At 72.2% G+C, this 15,266-nt stretch carries 12 protein-coding genes and 3 pseudogenes; 4 read left to right on the top strand and 11 right to left on the bottom strand.

Translation table 11 applies throughout. The features are described from left to right. Window positions 1-24: 24 nt before the first annotated feature. From OG867_RS29170 to OG867_RS29125, 10 genes and pseudogenes are all read right to left on the bottom strand, one after another. Window positions 25-1,122: an NADH:flavin oxidoreductase/NADH oxidase gene (locus OG867_RS29170; RefSeq protein WP_406289852.1), complete on the bottom strand. Its 1,098-nt coding sequence runs from the start codon at window positions 1,120-1,122 to the stop codon at window positions 25-27. A 118-nt stretch (window positions 1,123-1,240) separates the two neighbouring features. Then, a complete protein-coding gene (locus OG867_RS29165; protein WP_164399364.1) occupies window positions 1,241-1,519 on the bottom strand; it encodes a DUF1876 domain-containing protein in 279 nt (92 codons plus the stop codon). A 63-nt stretch (window positions 1,520-1,582) separates the two neighbouring features. Continuing rightward, entirely contained in the window at window positions 1,583-1,963 is a 381-nt protein-coding gene (locus OG867_RS29160) for a hypothetical protein (RefSeq protein ID WP_328898977.1), read from the bottom strand. Window positions 1,964-2,002: 39 nt separating this feature from the next. Continuing rightward, window positions 2,003-2,758: pseudogene (locus tag OG867_RS29155) on the bottom strand (glycosyl hydrolase); the annotation flags it as partial. A 2-nt stretch (window positions 2,759-2,760) separates the two neighbouring features. Then, window positions 2,761-2,967 (bottom strand): annotated as a pseudogene (locus OG867_RS29150) (RNA-guided endonuclease TnpB family protein); the annotation flags it as partial. 442 nt (window positions 2,968-3,409) lie between these two features. Next, window positions 3,410-4,311 (bottom strand): annotated as a pseudogene (locus OG867_RS29145) (endo-1,4-beta-xylanase); the annotation flags it as partial. Between the two features lie 73 nt (window positions 4,312-4,384). Beyond that, window positions 4,385-6,799, bottom strand: coding sequence for a glycoside hydrolase family 3 N-terminal domain-containing protein (locus tag OG867_RS29140; RefSeq protein WP_406289850.1), 2,415 nt, complete (start codon window positions 6,797-6,799; stop codon window positions 4,385-4,387). Between the two features lie 52 nt (window positions 6,800-6,851). Beyond that, window positions 6,852-7,745 carry a carbohydrate ABC transporter permease gene (locus tag OG867_RS29135; RefSeq protein ID WP_328898980.1) on the bottom strand — a complete coding sequence of 298 codons (894 nt, stop codon included), beginning with the start codon at window positions 7,743-7,745 and terminating at the stop codon, window positions 6,852-6,854. Between the two features lie 4 nt (window positions 7,746-7,749). Further along, window positions 7,750-8,679, bottom strand: a complete 930-nt coding sequence (locus tag OG867_RS29130; protein WP_328898981.1) for a sugar ABC transporter permease — start codon at window positions 8,677-8,679, stop codon at window positions 7,750-7,752. A 2-nt stretch (window positions 8,680-8,681) separates the two neighbouring features. After that, complete coding sequence (locus OG867_RS29125; protein ID WP_406291215.1) at window positions 8,682-9,935, bottom strand: extracellular solute-binding protein; 1,254 nt, start codon at window positions 9,933-9,935, stop codon at window positions 8,682-8,684. 214 nt (window positions 9,936-10,149) lie between these two features. Between OG867_RS29125 and OG867_RS29120 the strand changes: the two genes are divergently transcribed. Then, window positions 10,150-11,208 (top strand): LacI family DNA-binding transcriptional regulator, encoded by a 1,059-nt coding sequence (locus OG867_RS29120; RefSeq protein ID WP_328898982.1) that lies wholly within the window; start codon window positions 10,150-10,152, stop codon window positions 11,206-11,208. 115 nt (window positions 11,209-11,323) lie between these two features. Further along, the gene (locus tag OG867_RS29115) at window positions 11,324-12,412 is read left to right on the top strand and encodes an exo-alpha-sialidase (protein ID WP_328898983.1); all 1,089 of its coding nucleotides are present in this window, start codon (window positions 11,324-11,326) and stop codon (window positions 12,410-12,412) included. A 4-nt stretch (window positions 12,413-12,416) separates the two neighbouring features. Here the strand turns inward: OG867_RS29115 and OG867_RS29110 are convergent, their stop codons facing one another. Next, window positions 12,417-13,094 carry a uracil-DNA glycosylase gene (locus OG867_RS29110; protein ID WP_328898984.1) on the bottom strand — a complete coding sequence of 226 codons (678 nt, stop codon included), beginning with the start codon at window positions 13,092-13,094 and terminating at the stop codon, window positions 12,417-12,419. Window positions 13,095-13,179: 85 nt separating this feature from the next. Between OG867_RS29110 and OG867_RS29105 the strand changes: the two genes are divergently transcribed. Together OG867_RS29105 and OG867_RS29100 are read left to right on the top strand one after the other, a co-directional pair. After that, window positions 13,180-14,190, top strand: a complete 1,011-nt coding sequence (locus OG867_RS29105; protein WP_328898985.1) for a BadF/BadG/BcrA/BcrD ATPase family protein — start codon at window positions 13,180-13,182, stop codon at window positions 14,188-14,190. A 138-nt stretch (window positions 14,191-14,328) separates the two neighbouring features. Then, window positions 14,329-15,252 carry a sirohydrochlorin chelatase gene (locus OG867_RS29100; protein ID WP_406289846.1) on the top strand — a complete coding sequence of 308 codons (924 nt, stop codon included), beginning with the start codon at window positions 14,329-14,331 and terminating at the stop codon, window positions 15,250-15,252. Window positions 15,253-15,266 lie beyond the last annotated feature (14 nt).

Genomic DNA, 15,266 nt, shown 5'->3' with positions numbered 1-15,266 from the left:
GAAAGGGAGCGCCCTGAGGGTGGGTCAGATGGCGTAGCCGTACGGGGTGGGGGCGTGCACCGTGCCGTTCAGCGCGCGGGCGGCGTCCCGGGCCCAGGAGGGGCTGCGCAGCAGTTCACGCCCGAGGAGGACGGCGTCCGCGCGGCCCTCGGTGAGGATCTTCTCGGCGTGCTGCGGGTCCGTGATGAGGCCGACGGCCGCCACGGGCAGCGAGGTCTCCCGCTTCACGCGCTCGGCGAAGGGCACCTGGTAGCCCGGGCCGGTGGCGATACGGGCGCGGGGCGCGTTGCCGCCGGTGGAGACGTCGAGCAGGTCCACGCCGTGGTCGCGCAGGAGCGCCGCCAGCCGCACGGTCTCGTCGGCCGTCCAGCCCTCGCGCTCGTCCTCCGGGTTCTCCGTGAGCCAGTCCGTCGCGGAGACGCGGAAGAAGACCGGCAGCTCCTCGGGCCACACCTCGCGCACGGCGTCGACCACCTCAAGGGCGAGGCGGACGCGGTTCTCGAAGCCGCCGCCGTACTCGTCGGTGCGGTGATTGCTGTGCGGGGAGAGGAACTGGCCGATGAGGTAGCCGTGCGCACCGTGCACCTCGGCGACCTGGAAGCCCGCCTCGACGGCGCGGCGGGCGGCCTGGCGGAAGTCGTCCACGACGCCCGCGATCTCGTCGGTGGTCAGCTCGTGCGGGACCGGGTGGCCCTCGTCGAAGGGCAGCGGGCTGGGGGCGACCGGGGTCCAGCCGTGCGCCTCGGGGCCGATGGGCCCGCCGCCGGTCCAGGGCGCGGCGGTCGACGCCTTGCGCCCGGCGTGGGCGAGCTGGATGCCGATCACGGAGCCGTGCGCCTTGACGAACTCGGTGATCCGGCGGAACGCCTCGGCCTGGGTGTCGTTCCAGATGCCGAGGTCGGCCGGGCTGATGCGGCCCTCGGCGCTGACGGCGGTGGCCTCGGTGAGGATCAGGCCGGTACCGCCGGTGGCGCGGGCGGCGAGATGGGCGAAGTGCCAGTCGCCCGGCACACCCGTCTCCGGCCCCTCCACCGCGGCGCTGTACTGGCACATGGGCGCCATCCACACCCGGTTGGGCACGACAAGCGACCTGAGGGTGTAGGGCTCGAAGAGGGCACTCACGACGGACTCCGTTTCGCCGGGTACGGAAGGATCGCTAGTACGATACATCCCGTAGTACGACGCCCGTCAAATTAAGACCACTCTCGTACAAGCGGCCTGCGGCTTCGCGGGGTCCGGGTCAGCGGGGTTTCAGCGGGTACGAGCTGCGGCCGGCCGCGTCGTCGATCTCGTCGTGCGCCTTGGTCAGGAGCTTCATCGCCAGTTCGTTGAGCGCGCGGGCTCCGGCGATCTCCTCCCCCACCCGGGGCTGCTCGGCGTCGGAGGGGTGGCGGCTGGCATAGCCGTGGGCGCGTACCTCCTGTCCGTCGGAGAGCCGCACCAGGGCGGCCGCGCGGGTGCGGTGGGTGTCCTCCTCGAATGCAAGCTCGATGTGCCATCCGACAGCGGTTCGGGTCATGGCGTTCACCTCCGGAAGGTCTCCCTTCCAGGGTGCGCCCGCCGCCGCGCCGCGCGCGAACGCTCACGCCCCCGGCAGCCGGCCCCGGCGCCGGAGCGGGATGGAGGCATCGGCGTCGTACAGCTGGTTCCAGCTGCGTCCGGCGCCGGACGTCCAGGTGACGTGGGCGGTGCCGCCTTCGACGCGGACGGTGTCGACGGTCATGGCGCGGTCGCCGTCGCGCACATCGCCCCGGTGCAGTTCGTCCGCCCGGACGGTGACGTGGTGGGCCGGTCCGCTCTCGGCCTCGTCCGCCGCGAAGCCGAGAGCGGCCGCCAGTTCCCGGGCCCGGGCCGGGGTGCACAGGAGGGTGTGCTCGCCGGACGGGGTGGCGACGGTGATCCCGACCTCCGCCCCGGCGGGGGCGACCTCCAGGATTCCGCTGTTCCCGTGCTCGTCCGTCATCGCTGCGCACCTTCCCGTGTACGTTCCGTGCCGCCGGGCTCAGTCCAGCCGGAGGCTTTCCGGCGGGCCCAGATAGCTGGGTTCGAGGCCACCGGTGTCGATCACCAGGTTCTGGAGGACCACCGTCGGGTCGACCATCCAGAATTTCAGCACATGCACCCCGGGTCCGGTGACGCGGTGGACCGTGCCGGTGACATTGACGTTGTCGGAGGTGTGCCGGGCCCACTGGGCGTTCATGGTCCCGTCGTCGGCCCCCGTCGCCTTCGTGACGTTCACCCGCTGCGGGGCGGCGTCATCGAAGGAGACCGCGTAGGTCAGCCCGTCGGTCGGCAACGCGTTGTTACGGGGCGAGAGGTACGCGTACACGGTGACCGGCCCGGTGGTGAACAGGCTGACCCGGTACTCCGGGCGCGGGCTCCGGCCGCCGGGAGTCTGCCGGGCCGCGGTCAGCCAGGACGCCCCGGTCCGCACCCGGTAGTCGAAGGGGGCGCGGCCCCGGTTGAACACCTCGATGTACTGCGCGGGCCGGGTCTGGTACGGGCTGAACACCGGCAGCACGGCGGGCGCGGTCCCGTGCGGCCACCACGACGCGGAACCGTCCACCGCGACGCCCCTCGCGGCCCGTGCGGGCGGGTCGATGCGCTTGACGGCCGGGAAGAGCACGTCCTTGAGGGCCACGTTGTCGGTCTCGGGCTGCTGCCAGGGGGCGTTGGGTCCGTGGCGTTCGACGTCGCCGTAGTCGATGTGCGGCTGGGTCTGGAAGCCCTGCCACTTGCCGCCGGCGATCTTCGTGTGTGCGGAACGCTCACCCCTTCCCGCAGCCAGGACATCGACTGCCGGGCCTCGGTCAGCAACCTGTCGAGCCGGCCCGGACCACACGTCGTCTTCTCGACGGCGTCCCGGTTCGCGGCGTGGACCTTGCGGGACATCGCCACGCACTCGTTCCACACCCACCGACACCGCCCCCACTCACCCTCCAACCGGGCAAGCGCGGTCGACGACACACGCAGCCGGAAGGTGTACCGGGCAAGCCCGAAACCCCGCCCAGCCGCTGCGTCGTCGCCATGATCCGCAACCTGACAGGCCCCACTGACAACGGAAGAACGTGCAGGTCAGGACCACGTGCAGCGAACTCCGCCTCGCGCAGCGCGTGCAGGTGGGGTGACGTCGTCCCACCAGTGCCAGGGCGAGACGCCAATGCCGCGCGAGACGTCGTACGCGCCGAAGATCGTCCCGCGCTGGTCGCTGCCCGCGATGACGAGGGCGCGTTCGACGCCGGGCAGCGGGTGGTCGATGACGGTCTGGAGGCTGGTCTCCCACCTGCCCCGGATCGAGGAGACGTCGAGCCGGCCGTCCGCGACCAGCCGAGGCCCAGCACCGATCTGCGGCTGGTGTGCCGGAAGGTGTCGGGGGTGTCGCTGTCCATGCTGCTCTCCTTCTCGGTGCTCAGTTGCGGCCGGCGGCGAGCAGCAGGTCGTCGCGCAGGGCGCTGTAGGCGGGCTTGGCCCTGTAGTGCTCGTCGAAGAGGTTGGCCGCGCCCTCGCCCCTGAAGGTGTCGGGCACCCAGGAGTACGTGTCGGTGAAGCCCCAGACCGTGCAGTCGGTGCACTTGCGGGTGAGCAGGCAGCCGCGCAGCAGGACGTCGTAGCCCTCGGCCTGCGCCTCCTGCTTGGTGCTGTCGGAGGGCATCGGGACGCGGACGTCGGCCTCGGTGATCGCGGTCTCCAGGCCGAGCGCGTCGAACCGCCGCATGTTGTCGGCGATGTCGTGGGGGCGTTGTACTGGACGGACAGGTGGCCCTGGATGCCGACGCCGTCGATGGGTACGTGCTGCTTGCGCAGCTTGACGACCAGGTCGTAGAGGGCGGTGCTCTTCGCGTTGACGCCCTCGATGTTGTAGTCGTTGATGAACAGCTTGGCCTTCGGGTCGGCCGCGTGGGCCCAGCGGAAGGCGTCCGCGATGTAGCCGGGGCCCAGCTTGTGAAGCCAGAGGGAGTCGCGCAGGGTGCCGTCGTCGTTGAACGCCTCGTTGACGACGTCCCACTGCCAGATGCGGCCCTTGAAGTGGCGGGCCTCGTCGGTGATGTGCTTGCGCAGGAGGGCGCGCAGCTCGTCGGCGGTGAAGTCGCCGGTGGTGAGCCAGGCGGGCAGCTGGTTGTGCCAGAGCAGGGTGTGGCCGCGCACCAGCTGGCCGTTGGCGCGGGCGAAGTCGACCAGCTTGTCGGCCTGCTTCCAGTCGTACTGGCCGCGGCTCGGCTCCACGACCTCCCACTTCATGACGTTCTCGGGGGTGACCGAGCTGAACTCGCTCGCGGCCTTCGCGCGGTAGGGCGCGTCGTCCGCCAGGGGGAGTTCCGAAAGTTTCGTGGAGCTGTGGACCGGGCGGGGGCACGGCGCCCCCGCCCGGTGTTCACGGGTGCGGTCAGCCCCGTACGGGGGCGGTCGCCGGCACGGGTTCGACCACCGCGTCGCACACCAGCCGGCGCCGGTGGTCGAGGGTGCGCTCGGGACCGGTGAGGCGCAGGTGCACCGTGTGCCGGACGTCCTCGGCACCGCTGGACGTCGCGAGTCGGAGTTCCAGCGCCCCCGGCTCCACGACGCGCCGCCCGCCGATCCCGGTGAAGGACACCAGGTCGGCGTGGAACCGGAAGCGCACCCGCGCCTCCCGGCCCGCGTCGAGCGGGACCCGGGCGTAGCCGATGAGCCGGTTGTCCGGCCGGGTCGTCTGGGCGACCGGGTCGTGCACATAGAGCTGGACGACCTCCGCGCCCGCCCGGTCCCCGGTGTTGCGGACGGTCAGCTCGATGTCGGCGGAGCCGTCGGTGGGGATCTCCTCCGGGGCGGGGGCGCCGGGCTCCCAGGCGAAGGAGGTGTACGTGAGGCCGTGGCCGAAGGGGTACAGCGGCGTCGGGTCCAGGTTGCTGACGTCGCTGGCGAGCCCGAGGGGCGGCTGGAGGTAGGTCCAGGGCTGGCCGCCCGGGAGGCGTGGCACGGAGACCGGCAGCCGGCCGGACGGACCGACCCGGCCGGAGAGCACGGAGGCCAGGGCCGGGCCGCCCTCCTCACCGGGGAAGAACGCCTGGACCACGGCGGCGGTGCGGTCCGCCCAGCGGCCGAGCGCGTACGGGCGGCCGGTCAGCAGGACCAGGACGACGGGGGTGCCGCTGTCCAGCAGCGCGTCGAGCAGTTCGCCTTGCACGCCGGGCAGCGCGAGGTCGTCCGCGTCGCAGCCCTCGCCCGAGGTGCCGCGCCCGAAGAGCCCGGCCCGGTCGCCGAGCACGGCGACGCACACGTCCGCGTCCCGGGCCAGGTCCACCGCTTCCGCGAACCCCGAGGTGTCGGTGGTGTCGACCTCGCAGCCGGGGGCGCCGGTGACCGTGGCGGCGGGGAACTCGCCGCGCACCGCGTCGAGCAGGGTGGGGATGTCGATGCCCATGGCGGTCTCGGGGTGCTGGACGCCGACGTGGCTCGGGAAGGAGTAGCAGCCGAGCATGGCGAGCGCGTCGTCCGCACGGGGTCCGACCACCGCGATCCGCCCGGTCCCGGCGAGCGGCAGCGCCCCCCGCGGGTTGGCGAGCAGGACCACGGCCTGTTCGGCGAGTTCGCGGGCGAGCGCGCGGTTGCGCGGCGGGTCCAGGTCGATGGACTCGCGCGCCTGCTCCGGGTCGGAGTCGCGCAGGAGCGCGGGGAGCGGGGTCCAGTCGGGGTCGAGCAGTCCGAGTTCGCACTTCTGGAGGAGGACCCGGTGCAGCGCGCGGTCGACCAGGTCCTCGGGGACCGAGCCGGACACCACGGCGGCGGCGAGTTCGTCACCGTAGCTGCGGACGGTCGGCAGCTCCACGTCGACCCCGGCGTGCAGCGCGAGGCGGGCGGCGTCGGCGCGGCCCTCGGCGACCTTGTGCAGGGTCTCCAGGAAGCCGATGGCGAAGTAGTCGGCGACGACGGTGCCCTCGAAGCCCCAGGTGTCGCGGAGCAGCCCGGTGAGCAGGGCCGGGTCCGCCGCCGACGGGACGCCGTCGATCTCCGCGTACGACTGCATGACGGAGCGGGCGCCGCCGTCGATGAGGGCCATCTCGAAGGGCGGCAGGATGACGTCGGCGAGCTCCCTGGCCCCGGCCCGGACCGGGGAGAGGTTGCGGGCGCCGGCCGATGCCGCGTACCCGGCGAAGTGCTTGAGGGTGGCGACGATGCCGGCGGACTCCAGGCCCTTCACGTACGCGGTGCCGATGGTGGCGACGAGGTAGGGGTCCTCGCCGATGGTCTCCTCGACGCGGCCCCAGCGCAGGTCGCGCACGACGTCCAGGACGGGGGCGAGGCCCTGGTGGATGCCGACGGACCGCATGTCGCTGCCGATCCGGTGGGCCATCTCGGTGACCAGGTCCGGGTTCCAGGCGGCGCCCCAGGAGAGCGGGACGGGGTAGGCGGTGGCGCCCCAGGCGGTGAAGCCCGCCAGGCACTCCTCGTGGGCGAGTGCCGGAATGCCGAAGCGGCCGGCGCCCGCGATGGCCTGCTGGGCGCGGGCCAGCGAGATGGCGCCGACGGCCGGGTCGACAGGGGCGGTGCCGAAGGGGCGGGTCAGCTGGCCGAGGCCGCGCGGGATCAGCGCGTCCCAGTCGATGGCGTCGACCATCTCGTTCTGGTGCGGGGCGACCCCGTCCCCGTCGGCGTCGGCGCCCACCCAGATTCCGTACAGCTGGGCGGTCTTCTCCTGGAGGGTCATCCGGGAGACGAGGTCGGCCACACGCTCCTCGGGGACGAGCGCGGGGTCCTGCCAGGGGCCGTCGACGGCGGTGGCCGCTTCGGTCCTGCGGGCATGCGGAACAGGGGGGTTTGCCATGGCGGCGGGGATTCCTCTCAAGAGTGCGGTGGTACGCGGCGGCATGGGTGCGCTACTTGCCGCCCACCCCCATCAGTCCGTTGACCAGTGCCTTCCGTGCCACGAGGTACACGGCGAAGATCGGTACGACGGAGAGCACGATCGCGGCGAGCACGGCCGGGATGTTCACCCCGAACTGGGACATGAAGTTGAAGAGACCGAGGGTCAGCACCCGGTTCTCCTCCGACTGGGTCAGGATCAGCGGGAACAGGAAGCCGTTCCACGCCTGGAGCGCCGTGTAGATCGCGACCGTGCTGATGCCCGCCTTGGACATCGGGATCGCCAGCTGCCACAGCATCCGCAGCGACGAGGCACCGTCGAGCGCCATGGCCTCGTACATCTCCTCGGAGACGTCGCGCATGGTGCCGCTGAGGATCAGCACCGCCACGGGCATCGCGAACGCCGCGGTCGGCAGGATGATGGCCGGCAGGCTGTCGTACAGGCCCATCTTGGTGATGAGCAGGTAGAGCGGCACGATCACGGCCTGGGCGGGGATGGCGACGCCGAGCAGGAAGGTGCGGAAGGCGAGTCCGGAGAGCCTGCTGCGGGTGCGTACCGCGACGTACGCGACGGGGATCGAGAGGACCAGCACGATCGCCGTGGTCGCGACGGCGACGATCGCCGTGTTGGAGAGCATCGTGGAGAAGCCGCTGTCCAGCACCGTGCGGTAGTTGTCGAGCGTCGGGTCGGTCGGAAGGGCCAGCGGGTCGCCGTTCAGCGCCTCGTCCTGGTGCATCAGCGACGACGAGACCAGCGTGTAGAGCGGGACGATCACGAGCGCGAGCCAGACCAGCGAGCCGAGGCCGGCCAGCGGGTTGCCCCACCTGCGGCGGCGCCGCGCGGTGGCGGGGCGGGTGCGGGTCAGGGGCCGTGCGGGGCGCGTCGCGGGGCGGGTGTCGGTCGACATCGCGTCACATACCTTCCCGGGTGGAGCGCATGTTCCCGAAGCCGCTGAAGCGGACGAGGATCAGCGAGATCGCGGTGGCCACGACGACAAGGGCGGTCGCGATCGCGGCGGCGTATCCGAGGTCGTAGGTCTGGAAGCCGGTGCGGTACATCAGGTACGGCAGGATCGTGGTGTCCGTGCCCGGACCGCCCTTGGTCATGATGAGCACGGTGTCGAAGTACGTCAGCGAGCCGACGATCATCAGGACCGAGGAGGTCGTGATGGTGTTGCGCAGCTGCGGCAGGGTGATGTGGAAGAACTGCCGGAACATGCCGGCGCCGTCGATCTCGGCGGCCTGGTAGAGCACCTGCGGGATCTGCCGGGTGCCGCCCTGGTAGATCAGGGTGTGGAAGGGCATGAACTGCCAGCCGCCGACGAACGCCACGGTGAGCAGGGCGCCGGTGGACGAGCCCATGATGTTCGGGTCGATGCCGAACCAGGGCCCGATCTCCTTGATGACGCCGAAGTTGGGGTCGAGGAGCGCGTGGAACAGCATCGCGATGGCGGTGGTGGACAGCAGCAGCGGGACGAAGAAGACCGCGGAGAGCACGGCGCGGCTGCGCTGCCGGCCGGCCGCCCAGACCCCGAGGAGCAGGGCCACCGGTGTCTGGAAGACCCAGCTGACGGTGGTGAGGAGCAGGCTGAGCCAGGCGGCCTGGCGGAACTCGGGGTCCTTGAAGAGCCTGGTCCAGTTGGCCGTGCCGGCGGAGGTCGGGGAGTTCAGCCCGTCCCAGTGGCAGAAGGAGAGGTACACGGCGATCGCCAGCGGGACGATCGCGAAGAGGGCGAAGAAGAGGATGCCGGGCAGCGCCCAGGCGACCGGCGGGCGGCCGACGTTTCCGGCGGCCGCCTTCCGTCCTCCGCGCACCTTCGGTGACGAGGAGACGTGGGACATCGTTACTTGACGGCCTTCATCGCGGCGACGAACTGCTCGGGCGTGGACTTGCCGGCGAACAGCTTGCTGATCTCGGTGAGCAGCGGGGTGGCGGTCTGGGATTCGAGCGCCTGGTCCCAGGACAGGGTGAAGTCGGGGGCCTTCTGGACCATCTCGTACTGGTCGGTGGCGAACTCCGGGTTCGGCGATCCGCTCAGCATGGAGGCGGCGTTGGAGGTGGTGGGCACGTCGCCGTTGTCCACGAGGGCCTGCGCGTAGGACTTGGAGGCCATGGTCTTGAGGAAGGCTATGGCCGCGTCCTTGTGCTTGGTGCGGGTGTTCACCGACCAGTAGTTGGTGGGGTTGCCCACCACGTCGGCCGGGTCGCCGACGCCGCCGGCGACGGTCGGGAAGTTCGTCCAGCCGAGGTCCTTCTTGGCGAAGTCGGGCGCCTTGCCGAGCTGGGTGGAGTACTCCCAGGAGCCCATCAGGTGCATGGCCGCCTTGCCCTTGTTGAGCAGGGTGGGCGCGCCGCCGTTGCCGTAGTCGACGGAGTTGAAGTTCTTGCCGAAGGCGCCGTCGTCCACGAGCTGCTTGACGGTCCGGGCGGTCTTCAGGACGGCCGGGTCGCCCCAGGCCGAGCTGTCACCGTTCTGGATCTTGCGGAAGACGTCGGGGCCGCCGATCCGGTCGAGCAGGTACTCCATCCACATCAGCTCGGGCCACTTGTCGGAGCCGCCGAGGGCGAACGGGGTGATCCCCTTGCCCTTGAAGGTCTTGATGGCCTGCTGCAGGTCCTCCCAGGTCTTGGGGGCCTGGACGTCGTTCTCGGCGAAGAGGGTCTTGTTGTAGAAGAGCATCACGGGCTGCATACCGCGCATCGGGACGCCGTAGACCTTCCCGTCGAGGCTGCCGGCGGTGACGATCGAGGGCAGGAAGCCGTCCTTGAGGGTGGCGTCGCTCTTGAACGTCGAGGTGAGGTCGACCAGCTGGTTCGCGTCGACGTACGGCTTGATGGAGCCGCCGCCCCAGTTGAAGAAGATGTCGGGGGCGCTCGGGGAACCCATGGCGCTGCGGAGCTTGTTGACGTAGTCGGTACCGGGCACCGAGACGAGCTTGACCTTGACGTCGGAGGTCTTGTTGAACTCCTTGACCGCCGCCTGCTGCACCTTCACCGCGTCGTCGCCGTAGACGTACGCGGTCAGCGTGCCGCCGCCACCGCCGCCGCCGCTGCCGGTGTCCGATCCGCAACCCGCCAGGACTCCCGCCATGACCATGGCCGCACCGGCGGCGGTCCATCTCGCCGCACGCCTGCCCTGAGTGAAAATTCCCGACCGCATGACCGCACCTCTGTCGAATCTTTCGGAGTTGCTTGCGAATGTTGCCGGAACCGTACGGTTGGGTTTCGGGCCAGTCAAGAGGTCGCGGACCGCGAATTCTTCGCCCGGGCTCCCGCGCCCGTTCGGGCGCCGGGCGGTTACGATTCGCTGTATGAGCCCCGCAAACGTCCAGTCACATCAGGAGAATGCGCCTGCCGCAGCGCCGTCGGACGGCACTGCCACGCTGGCGGAAATCGCCCGAGCGGCCGGAGTCTCGGCTCCGACAGTTTCGAAGGTGCTGAACGGGCGCGCCGATGTCGCGCCCGGTACGCGCACCAAGGTCGAGGAGCTGCTGCTGCAGCACGGCTACCGCCGCAGACGCGGCTCGACCACGCAGTCGCAACTCATCGACCTGGTCTTCCACGAGCTGGACAGCGCGTGGGCCATGGAGGTCGTACGCGGGGTGGAGAACGTCGCACGCGAGGAGGGGCTGAGCCTGGTCCTCTCGGAGAGTGCCGGCCGCCTCAGCCCCGGGCAGACCTGGGTCGACGGGGTGCTGGCCCGCCGGCCGGTCGGGGTCATCCTGGTGCTGTCCGACCTCACCGCCGCCCAGCGCGCGCAGCTCACCAGCCGCAGCATCCCGTACGCGGTGGTCGACCCGGCCGGAGACCCGGGCGACGACATCCCGTCGGTCGGCACGACGAACTGGCAGGGCGGCCTCGCCGCGACCCGCCACCTCACCGGCCTCGGCCACCGCAGGATCGGCGTGGTCGGCGGACCGACCCGGATGATGTGCAGCCGGGCCCGGGTGGACGGCTACCGGGCCGCCCTGGAGACGGCGGGCATCCCGATCGACCCGTCACTGATCCGCGAGGCCGAGTTCTCGCACGAGGCGGGGTACGCGGCCGGGATGGAGCTGCTGCGCTCGGCGGAGCGGCCGACCGCCGTCTTCGCCGGCAACGACCTCCAGGCGCTCGGCGTGTACGAGGCGGCGCGCGAGCTCGGTCTGCGCATCCCGGAGGACCTGAGCGTCGTGGGCTTCGACGACCTGCCGCTCACCCGGTGGATCGGGCCACCGCTCACCACGGTGCGCCAGCCCCTGATCGAGATGGCCGAGACGGCGGCCCGGCTGGTCCTGGACCTGGGCCGGGGCCGGCAGCCCGCGACGACCCGGGTGGACCTGGCGACGAATCTGGTGGTCCGCAGCAGTACGGCCCCGCCCTGTCGCTGAGACACGGTCCGCCCGGGCCGGGGAGGGACACCCCGGGCCGTGGTCCGGGCCGCTGTCAGTGCCGGGGTGCAGACTGACCGATATCCGGCACAACGGCGTTTCGGGAGGTTCGGTCATGACCGATGTACTGCTCACCGTGGGCACCCGCAAGGGGCTCTTCATCGGCCGCAGGCGCGGCGGTGCGTGGGATTTCGAAGGGCCGCACTTCAACGCCCAGGCGATCTACTCGGTCGCCATCGACACCCGGGACGGCCGGACCCGGCTGCTGGTCGGCGGCGACAGCGCGCACTGGGGCCCGTCCGTCTTCCACTCCGACGACCTGGGCGCGAGCTGGGTCGAGCCGAAGACCCCGGCGGTGAAGTTCCCGGAGTTCACCGGGACTTCCCTGGAGCGGGTGTGGCAGTTGCAGCCGGCGGGGCCCGAGGCGCCGGGCGTCGTCTACGCGGGCACGGAGCCGGCCGCGCTCTTCCGGTCCGGGGACGGGGGCGAGTCGTTCGAGCTGGTGCGCCCGCTGTGGGAGCACCCGACGCGTGCGCGGTGGGTGCCGGGCGGAGGCGGCGAGGGACTGCACACGATCCTGACCGACGAGCGGGACGCGCGCGCCGTGACGGTCGCGGTGTCCACCGCCGGGGTGTTCCGGACGACCGACGGCGGCGCGAGCTGGGCCCCGGCCAACAAGGGGGTCTCGGCCGTGTTCCTGCCCGACCCGGACCCGGAGTTCGGCCAGTGCGTGCACAAGGTCAGCCGGGACGCGGCCGATCCGGACCGCCTCTACCTCCAGAACCACTGGGGCGTCTTCCGCAGCGACGACGCCGGGGGCGACTGGACGGACATCGGCGCGGGCCTGCCCTCCGACTTCGGCTTCGCCGTGGCCGCCCACCCGCACCGCGCGGACACGGCGTACGTCTTCCCGATCAACGCCGACGCCGACCGGGTGCCCGCCGAGCACCGCTGCCGGGTCTTCCGGACGACCGACGCGGGCGCCCACTGGGAGCCGCTGTCGGCGGGCCTGCCGGAGAGCGCCCACTACGGCACGGTGCTGCGCGACGCGCTCTGCACGGACGACGCGGACCCGGCCGGGGTCTACTTCGGCAACCGCAACGGCGAGTTGTACGCGAGCGCGGACGACGGCGACAGCTGGGAACAGCTGGCCTCGCATCTTCCGGACGTGCTGTGCGTACGGGCGGCGGCGGTCGAGGTGTGAGCTTCTAGGGAAGCCGCCAGTCGACGGGCTGGGCGCCCTGGGCGACGAGCAGTTCGTTGACCCGGCTGAACGGCCTGGACCCGAAGAAGCCTCGGTCGGCGGACATCGGGGAGGGGTGGGCGGACTCGATGGCCGGCAGGTCGCCGAGCAGCGGCCGCAGATTGCGGGCGTCGCGGCCCCAGAGCACGGACACCAGCGGCTTGCCCCGGGCGGCCAGGGCACGGATGGCCTGTTCGGTGACCTCTTCCCAGCCCTTGCCGCGGTGGGCGCCGGGCGAGCGGGGCGCGGTGGTCAGCGCCCTGTTCAGCAGCAGCACGCCCTGGCGGGTCCACGGGGTGAGGTCGCCGTTCGACGGCCTGGGCAGCCCGAGGTCGGCGTTGAGCTCCCGGTAGATGTTCTCCAGGCTGCCCGGCAGCCTGCGCACGTCCGGCGAGACCGCGAAGCTCAGCCCGATCGCCATCCCCGGTGTGGGGTAGGGGTCCTGACCGACGATCAGGACCCGTACGTCCTCGAAGGGCTGCTGGAACGCGCGCAGCACGTTCGCCCCGGAGGGGAGGTAGGTGCGGCCGGCCGCGACCTCCGCACGCAGGAAATCGCCCATCTCGGCGATGCGCCCGGCCACGGGGGCGAGGGCGTCGGCCCAGCCGGGCTCGACTACTTCGTTCAACGGTCGCGCTGTCACGAAAGATCACCCTACCGGCGCAACGCGGTCCCCCGGGGATAGGGTGCTGCCCGTCCCTCACCCCTTCGCCCCCGGGAGCCGGTCCATGACGTCACACGGACAACCGGGCACTTATGTACTCGGTGTGGATTCGGGCGGCTCGGGGCTCCGGGTGGCGCTGGGCACGGCCGATGCGGACGCCCCGTTGGCGACCGTCGCGTGCGGCGGTCCGGTGCGCACCGGACCGCGCGGCATCGACGCCGCCCACCTCCTGGATCAGGTGCTGCCCGCCGTACGCGGCCTGCTCGACGCGCACGGCCCGGGCGGGCGGATCACCGCCGCGGCGGTGGGCGCCGCGGGGATGGCCACGCTGGGCGACGCGTTGCGCGCCGAACTGCCGGGCGCCCTGGCGGACGCGCTGGGGGTACGCCGGATCGCGCTCGCGGCGGACGCGGTGACCGCGTACGCCGGGGCGGTCGGGCAGCGGCCCGGCGCGGTGGTGGCCGCCGGCACGGGGCTGATCGCGCTCGGCACGGACCTGACGACGTGGCGGCGGGCGGACGGCTGGGGGCACCTGCTGGGCGACAGCGGGGGCGGCGCCTGGATCGGGCGGGCCGGGCTCGATGCCGCGATGCGCGCGTACGACGGGCGGCGCGGCGGTTCATCCGCGCTGCTGGCCCGCCTGGAGGCGGTGTTCGGGCCGCCGCAGGAGCTGCCCGGTCTGCTCTACCCGCGTGCGGACCGGCCCGCGCTGCTGGCCTCGTTCGCGCCGGAGGTGGCCGCGTGCGCGGACCGCGATCCGGTCGCCGAGGGCATCCTGCGGGACGCCGCCGCGCATATCGCGGAGGCGGCCGCGGCGGTGTGCCCGGAGGCGAAGGCGGACGAGGACGCCTGCGAAGTCGCGCTGACGGGCGGGCTGTTCCGGATGGGCGAGCCGTTGCTCGTACCGCTGCGCGAGGAGCTGGCGCGACTGCTGCCGCGGGCACGGGCGGTCCCCGGTTCGGGTGATCCCCTGATCGGTGCGCTGCGCATCGCCCAGGCCCTCGACACCGGAGGGCTGCGGCTGCCGCACCACCCGACGCTGCTCTGCGTTCCGGCACCCGGGCCCCGCTCGTAGGGAGACGGGCGCGCGCACGCTGACGACAGATCAGGGCAGTTGCCCGGTAAGCCGCTGATCGGATAAAAGCGGACAGAGGCCGCTCGACCGGACCCTCCCCGAGCAGGGAGGCGTCCGAAACCAGTAGCATGCGGCGCCATGAGCACCCCCACTGGGCCCGCTTCCGGCCTGCCTGTACGAATGCCGCGACCTCGCCAGTCCGGACGGCACCGCCGCCCGGAGCCCGTGGCCGCACCCGAGGGCGCTGCCGCGCTCGTTCTCGCCGTTCCCGGGACCCCCTCCTCGACCAGCCGCAGTCTGGCCGAGGAGGTCATCAGCATCGCCCGTTCCGAGCTGCCCGGTCTGAACGCCCTGATCGGTTACGTGGACGGGGACGACGCCGAGTACCCGGCGCTGGCCTCCGTGATCGCGCATTCGGCCGCCGAGCGCACCGCGCGCTACGAGCAGGCGCTGGCCGTGGGCCGTGAGGTCGCCGAGCCCGCGGGCCCGGCCGCCGTGGTGGTCCCGCTGCTCGCGGGTCCGGACAGCGCGCTGGTGCAGCGGATACGTCAGGCGATCACCGACAGCGAGGCCCCGGCGGAGCTGACCGATGTGCTCGGTCCGCACCCGCTGCTGGCCGAGGCGCTGCACGTCCGGCTGTCGGAGGCCGGGCTGGCCCGCGCGGACCGGGCCAGGCTCTTCACGGTGGCGACGGCCGCCGACGGCATCGTGCTCGCCACGGTGGGCGGCGAGGAGGCCGTGCAGGCGGCGGGGATCACGGGCATGCTGCTCGCGGCCCGGCTCGCGGTGCCGGTCATGGCCGCCGCTCTCGACGTGGAGGGTTCGGTCGCCGCCATCGCCGATCAGCTGAAGGGCTCCGGCTCGCTCCAGCTGGCCGTGGCCCCGTACCTGGTGGGCCCCGAGGTGGCGGAGGGCCTGCTCGACGCCGCGGCGAAGGAGGCCGGCTGCGCGAGCGCCGAGCCGCTGGGCGCGTACCCGGCGATCGGCAAGCTGGTCCTCTCGATGTACACCTCGGCCCTCGGGATCGCTCCCCCGGTGGCCCAGGGGGCGCCGGCCCGCTGACCTCTTCGGCATGC

The organism is Streptomyces sp. NBC_00209 (genome assembly GCF_045206345.1).
Taxonomy (GTDB): Bacteria; Actinomycetota; Actinomycetes; order Streptomycetales; family Streptomycetaceae; genus Streptomyces.
This window is presented reverse-complemented; position numbering and strand designations above follow the sequence as displayed.

Bases quoted from the DNA above. Each gene is read 5' to 3' on its own strand.
- OG867_RS29125 (WP_406291215.1), bottom strand. From the start codon at position 9,935: ATGGTCATGGCGGGAGTCCTGGCGGGTTGCGGATCGGACACCGGCAGC.
- OG867_RS29135 (WP_328898980.1), bottom strand. From the start codon at position 7,745: ATGTCGACCGACACCCGCCCCGCGACGCGCCCCGCACGGCCCCTGACC.
- OG867_RS29100 (WP_406289846.1), top strand. From the start codon at position 14,329: ATGAGCACCCCCACTGGGCCCGCTTCCGGCCTGCCTGTACGAATGCCG.
- OG867_RS29165 (WP_164399364.1), bottom strand. From the start codon at position 1,519: ATGACCCGAACCGCTGTCGGATGGCACATCGAGCTTGCATTCGAGGAG.
- OG867_RS29130 (WP_328898981.1), bottom strand. From the start codon at position 8,679: ATGTCCCACGTCTCCTCGTCACCGAAGGTGCGCGGAGGACGGAAGGCG.
- OG867_RS29140 (WP_406289850.1), bottom strand. From the start codon at position 6,799: ATGGCAAACCCCCCTGTTCCGCATGCCCGCAGGACCGAAGCGGCCACC.
- OG867_RS29160 (WP_328898977.1), bottom strand. From the start codon at position 1,963: ATGACGGACGAGCACGGGAACAGCGGAATCCTGGAGGTCGCCCCCGCC.
- OG867_RS29105 (WP_328898985.1), top strand. From the start codon at position 13,180: ATGACGTCACACGGACAACCGGGCACTTATGTACTCGGTGTGGATTCG.
- OG867_RS29120 (WP_328898982.1), top strand. From the start codon at position 10,150: ATGAGCCCCGCAAACGTCCAGTCACATCAGGAGAATGCGCCTGCCGCA.
- OG867_RS29115 (WP_328898983.1), top strand. From the start codon at position 11,324: ATGACCGATGTACTGCTCACCGTGGGCACCCGCAAGGGGCTCTTCATC.